The sequence below is a fragment of the Bradyrhizobium sp. LeoA1Lang genome (genome assembly GCF_055413685.1).
Genome location: NZ_JBVAPG010000296.1, coordinates 1 through 5,156 on the forward strand (window position 1 = coordinate 1; position 5,156 = coordinate 5,156).

General features: G+C 61.8%; 4 protein-coding genes. 1 reads left to right on the forward strand and 3 read right to left on the reverse strand.

The genetic code is table 11. The features are described 5' to 3' along the window. Positions 1-169: 169 nt before the first annotated feature. From ACZYOF_RS42015 to ACZYOF_RS42025, 3 genes are all read right to left on the reverse strand, one after another. A complete protein-coding gene (locus tag ACZYOF_RS42015) occupies positions 170-1,510 on the reverse strand; it encodes a carbohydrate porin (RefSeq protein WP_463719417.1) in 1,341 nt (446 codons plus the stop codon). A 19-nt stretch (positions 1,511-1,529) separates the two neighbouring features. After that, positions 1,530-2,549, reverse strand: a complete 1,020-nt coding sequence (locus ACZYOF_RS42020; protein WP_463719418.1) for a transporter — start codon at positions 2,547-2,549, stop codon at positions 1,530-1,532. Between the two features lie 239 nt (positions 2,550-2,788). After that, on the reverse strand, positions 2,789-3,571 hold the full coding sequence (locus ACZYOF_RS42025) for an acetoacetate decarboxylase (protein WP_463719419.1): 783 nt from the start codon (positions 3,569-3,571) through the stop codon (positions 2,789-2,791). Between the two features lie 165 nt (positions 3,572-3,736). Here ACZYOF_RS42025 and ACZYOF_RS42030 point away from each other — a divergent pair, with 165 nt between their 5' ends. Then, positions 3,737-4,909 (forward strand): patatin-like phospholipase family protein, encoded by a 1,173-nt coding sequence (locus tag ACZYOF_RS42030; RefSeq protein WP_463719420.1) that lies wholly within the window; start codon positions 3,737-3,739, stop codon positions 4,907-4,909. Positions 4,910-5,156: the final 247 nt, after the last annotated feature.

Here is a 5,156-nt window from a genome sequence, read left to right on the forward strand (position 1 = left end):
TCGTGCCACAATGGCCGGCGGTGGGCGTGCTCTTGGTCGATGCTTGCATCAGACTCTCCGATGGTTCGAGTGTGGAAACCCAAACCTACCGGAAAGGGCGCGCTCACCGCCCCATGGAATCTACAAGTTGCGGCGCGCCTGCGAAGTGACGTCGTCACTTATCACTCCGCTAATACACGATGGTCGTGCGCACGCCGACCATCACGCCATCCTTGATGCGATGCGTCTGCGTGGGATCGTAGGGGTCGACCGCGCCGCCGCCCGGATGCGCGATGTATTGAAACACCGGCTGCAGCAGGAAGCCGGGCCTGACCTCATGCTGATAGGTGACTTCGAGGATCGCCTCGTAGTCGCGGATCGGGTATGGCGTGCCGGTGAAGAACTGGGTGTCGCGGTCGAAGGCACGGGCGCGGTCGGATATCCTGGCGTAGGTCGCAGCGATGCCGAACCTGTCGTTCGGATGGGCATCGCTGAAACCGGTGAACAGGAAGCCGCCGTCGACATAGGTGCTGATCAGATTGCGATCGGACGGACTCACCGAGGCCCGCATGAAGAATGCGACGCCCTTGTCCGAACCGGGTGCGGCGCGCGCCAATTGCTGCTCATAGACCATGAACAATCCCTGGTTCCGGCGCCACCATGCCGGATCGCCGGAGCTGTTGGGATCGGCGAGCGACAGGCCGTCGGCCGAGAAGCGCTGATCGGGAAACGACATCATGTGATACCAGCCGCCGCCGGTGATGGTCGCCGGCAACCGGCTCTCGCCGATCTCGAACTTGTATTTGAGCTGGCCGATCCACCAGGGCGGATCGTTGACGCGAAACAGCAGACCGTGAGGATTGGCGATCTGCGCATCGTCGGCGTCCGGCGGCGCCGGGGTGCCATCGAACAGTGCGAGATAGGCCGTGATCCTGTCCGAGAGCGCCGCCTTGATGCGGATGCCAGGTACGGCAAGCGGCGGTGACGGGCCGCCGCCCGGCAAATTGATGCCGGTGATGCCCGGCCAGCCCAACGCGGAGTTGATGAAAATGTCGTCGTATTGGCTATCGATGAATTCGACGTCCGAAGCCTGCTGCCCGACGCGGACGGCAAGCTTGCCGCCGAGCAGTTGCTGCTCGATCCAAAGCTCATAGAGCCGTGTCGCGGAAAGCGCCTCGACGCCGGAGACCAGCATCAGATTGCCGATATAGCTGCGCGACAGGCCGTCACCATGGATCTGGAATATGTTGGCGTGGAAGGTGGCGCCGGTCCAGCCCATCACCTTTTCAAGGTCAATGGTGGCGCCAAGGTCGAGACGCCCGGTATAGATCGCGCCGGTACGCATGCCGCCGGAGACGTTGGCGAGCCCCTCGCCGATATAGGTCAGGCTGAACTGGTAGCCGGCATCCGCCAGCCTGTCGCGCAGGTCCTTGTTGCCGCCGTCGGGCTGATCTGCCGCGCGGGCGGCTGCGAGGGCAACGGCGGTGATCGCCGCGAATACCATGACCACGCGGGTGAGCACTCGGTACATGCAAGGATACCGCAGCCCGTTATTTGACGATGCCCAGGCGACGCATGATCAGATAGGCAAGGCCGGAGGCGCCGATCATCAGCACCGCGGCCCACAGGAAACCGCCGTCGACGTCGGTGAGCGGCAGTCCCTTGGTGTTCATGCCGAAAATGCCGGTGACCAGCGTCGGCGGCAGCAGCAGCATGGTCACGACCGATAGCGCGTGCAGATGCCGGTTGCTCTCCTCCTCCAGCTTGAAGCGAAGCTCCTCCTCGAGCAGCCGGCTGCGTTCGCGCAGCTCGGTGATATCGTGGTCGAGGCCGTCGAGCCGCTGTGCGAGCTTTGCGGCATGCAAGCGTAGCGCCGGGCTGAGATTTTCGGGATTTTTCTGTTCGAGCCGGTGGAACAGCACGCGCAAGCCGGCAAGCTGACGATGCAGCCTCAGACAGGTCCGCCGCAACCGGCCGAGCCCGGCCCGCATCTCCGACCTGGTCTCACCGGCCAGCACCCGTTCCTCGATTTCGTCGATCTCGGTGCCGATCTTGTCGGCCATCCGATCCATGGTGTCGGCGACCTCGTCGATGATCTTCTCGAGCAGCGCCGCCACCGTCGCGACACGATGGCCGCCCTCCAGCACGCGGCGGGTGGCGTCCACCGCGCATAGCGCCTGATGGCGGCCGCTGATCAAAAGACGCTCGGTCATCGCGAAGCGAAGGAATCCGGTTTCCTCCGTCGGGGAATCGATCTCGCGCACGAGATCGGAGAACACGCCATAGACGCAGTTGTCGATGACGTGGAGCTGCTGGAAATTATCGTGCGACAGCAGGAGGTCGCGCGCGAGCGTAGGAATCTGCAGGCCTGCAATCCACTGCCGCATGCGACCATCCGCCAGATTGAAATGCAGCCACAGCCTGCCATCATGGCTGAATTCGATCGGCGCATCGATCGACAAGGATTCAGCGCTGCCGTCGCCATGCAGACGGAATGCCCACACCAAGCCCGGGATCACCGGGATGGCATCTGCGGGCACGCTGACCATTTTCGCTGGTTCAGCCGACATGACCAGCCCGAAGCTCAACGCGACACATTGCCAAACCCCTGCGCTAGAGCTTCGGTTCTGATTGAATCAGAACCGAAACTCTAGATTCTTGTTTTGACGCGTTTTCTTCACGCGAACCGGTGTCCACTTCGCTCGAAAACGCTCTAGCCGGCACAATACAGTATTAGTGCAGGGGCCCCTCCCCGCACGCCAGCAAGCGACGATACAATTACGATTTTGTAACAATTTGATGTCGCGACCTACTCGGCTGCGAGACCGGTTTCGGCAACCTGCTCGGATTCCTTGTTGTAATCGTGCACCACGCGGCCGAACGGCAGCGTCAGATCGGCCAGGAAATGATGCGCGCCGATCACCCGGCGCACCGGGAAATCCGCAACCGGCGCATTGACATGCGGCACCAAATGCAGCCGGCCGGGTCCGATCCATGACCCTTTGACGTTGATATCGGTCAGGTTGATCGCGACGAGCTGGCAGACTTCGAGACGGCCATCGACGCCCGGGATCATCTTCAGATTGATCTGCGTCTTCGACAGCGTCGCGCGGGTGATGTCACCATTGCCCGCCATGCTCTCATGCTTGTAGCCCATGGTGCCCATGGCGACGAGCTGGCCGGCATATTCCAGCGTACCGGTCAGCGTGTCCTTGACGATCTCAAGCTTGGGATGGGCGTATTTCTTCGGAAAGCCCCAGATCTCCCGGCCCGCCGCAATCGGCGGATCATCGTCGAGGTACATCTGCGAAACAAAATTGACCTCTTCGCCGTGCAAGCGCGCCGGGATCACCAGACCGGACTCGGTATAGCTGCCGAAGCCGGAACTATCAGGCATCTTGATCCATTCGTAGTGCACGATCGGCTGATCGATCGGTTCGAGCGGCTCGGGCAGCCCGGCACGGATCAACTCGGGATCGGTCTCGTAGGTAATGACCAGGAATTCGCGATTGACGAAGCGGTAAGGTCCTGCGGGATAGCTCGGGCCCGCGGCAGGCATCGACGGAAGCCTCAAAAGCTCTTCCCTGCGCATCGCAAATCCCCCTGTTTGCAATTAATGGCCTGAACGCTAGCGGCGGACATTGACACTGATGTGAGGGATTTCCTTCAGCCACGTGACCCCAAATGATCCTCGGCGTAGCCGTCATCAGCACGTCACGGGCGCACGGAATCGTTGGCGCGCAGGGAGTGTCAGGACATGGATGCGCGTAGCCCACATTTCGACGAACAAGAAACTGCAACCTCCCATCGCGGCTGGCGGCCTGAGCGCTGCGATCGTGTCGCGCTGGTGCTGCAAGGCGGCGGTGCGCTCGGCGCCTACCAGGCCGGCGTCTACCAGGCGCTGCACGAAGCAGGTATCGAGCCGGACTGGATCTGCGGCGTCTCGATCGGCGCCATCAACTCGGCGATCATCGCCGGCAATCCGCCGGAGCGGCGGCTCGAGCGGCTGCACACATTCTGGGACCGCATCACCAGCCGCAAGATCTGGCACTATACGCCGGATGGCGACATCTTCCGCAAAGCGCGCAACTTCACCAGTTCGTTCATGACGACGGTGCTCGGCCAGCCCGGTTTCTTCGCACCCCACAACACCAATCCCTGGTTAAGCCCGGCCGGTGCGCGGACGGCGACGAGCTATTACGACACCGCGCCGTTACGCGAGTCGCTGCTCGAGCTGGTCGATTTCGAGCGCATCAATTCCAAGAAGATGCGCTTTGCAGTCGGCGCGGTGAACGTGCTGTCGGGGAACTTCATCTATTTCGACAACGCGCATGACGAGATCATTCCCGAGCACATCATGGCGAGCGGCGCGTTGCCGCCGGCGCTGCCGATGGTGAAGGTCGGCACCGACCATTTCTGGGATGGCGGCATCGTCTCCAACACGCCGCTGCAGCATCTGCTCGACCAGGTCGACAGCCTGAATTCGCTGGTGTTCCAGGTCGACCTATTCTCGGCCCGCGGCGTGCTGCCCCGCGACATCCACGACGTGATGGCCCGCCACAAGGACATCATGTATTCCTCGCGCACGCGCTACAACACCGACATGTATCGCAAGACGCACAATCTCCGCGCCCGCCTCTACAAGGCGCTCTCGAAGATTCCAAACGAGCAGTTATCGGAAGAAGAGCGCCATCTTCGCGATTCCAACAGCGCCCTGCCGAGCATCGCGATCCTGCAACTGATCTATCAGCAGAAGGCCTATGAAGGTCACGCCAAGGATCACGAATTCTCGGGCACCTCGATGCGCGAGCACTGGATGAGCGGATACGAGGACACCAAGCGCACGCTGATGCGACGCGACTGGATCAAGATGCCCGACAACGGCATGGGCATCGTGGTCCACGACGTACACCGCGAAAGCGAGGTGTAATTCCGCCCGTCATTGCGAGCGGAGCGAAGCAATCCATGCCGCCACTTGTGGAGAGATGGATTGCTTCGTCGTTTCGCTCCTCGCAATGACAGCTGAGAGATTTGCGCACGCTATCTCCGCCCGTCGTCCCGGGCTTGACCCGGGACCCATATGTGGACGGCCCCCGTGGCACAAGAGCTTTTGAGGTGATCGGATCGCTTGCATCCATATGTCCGGCCTGTTTGATGCGATCGGATGATCGCTGGCC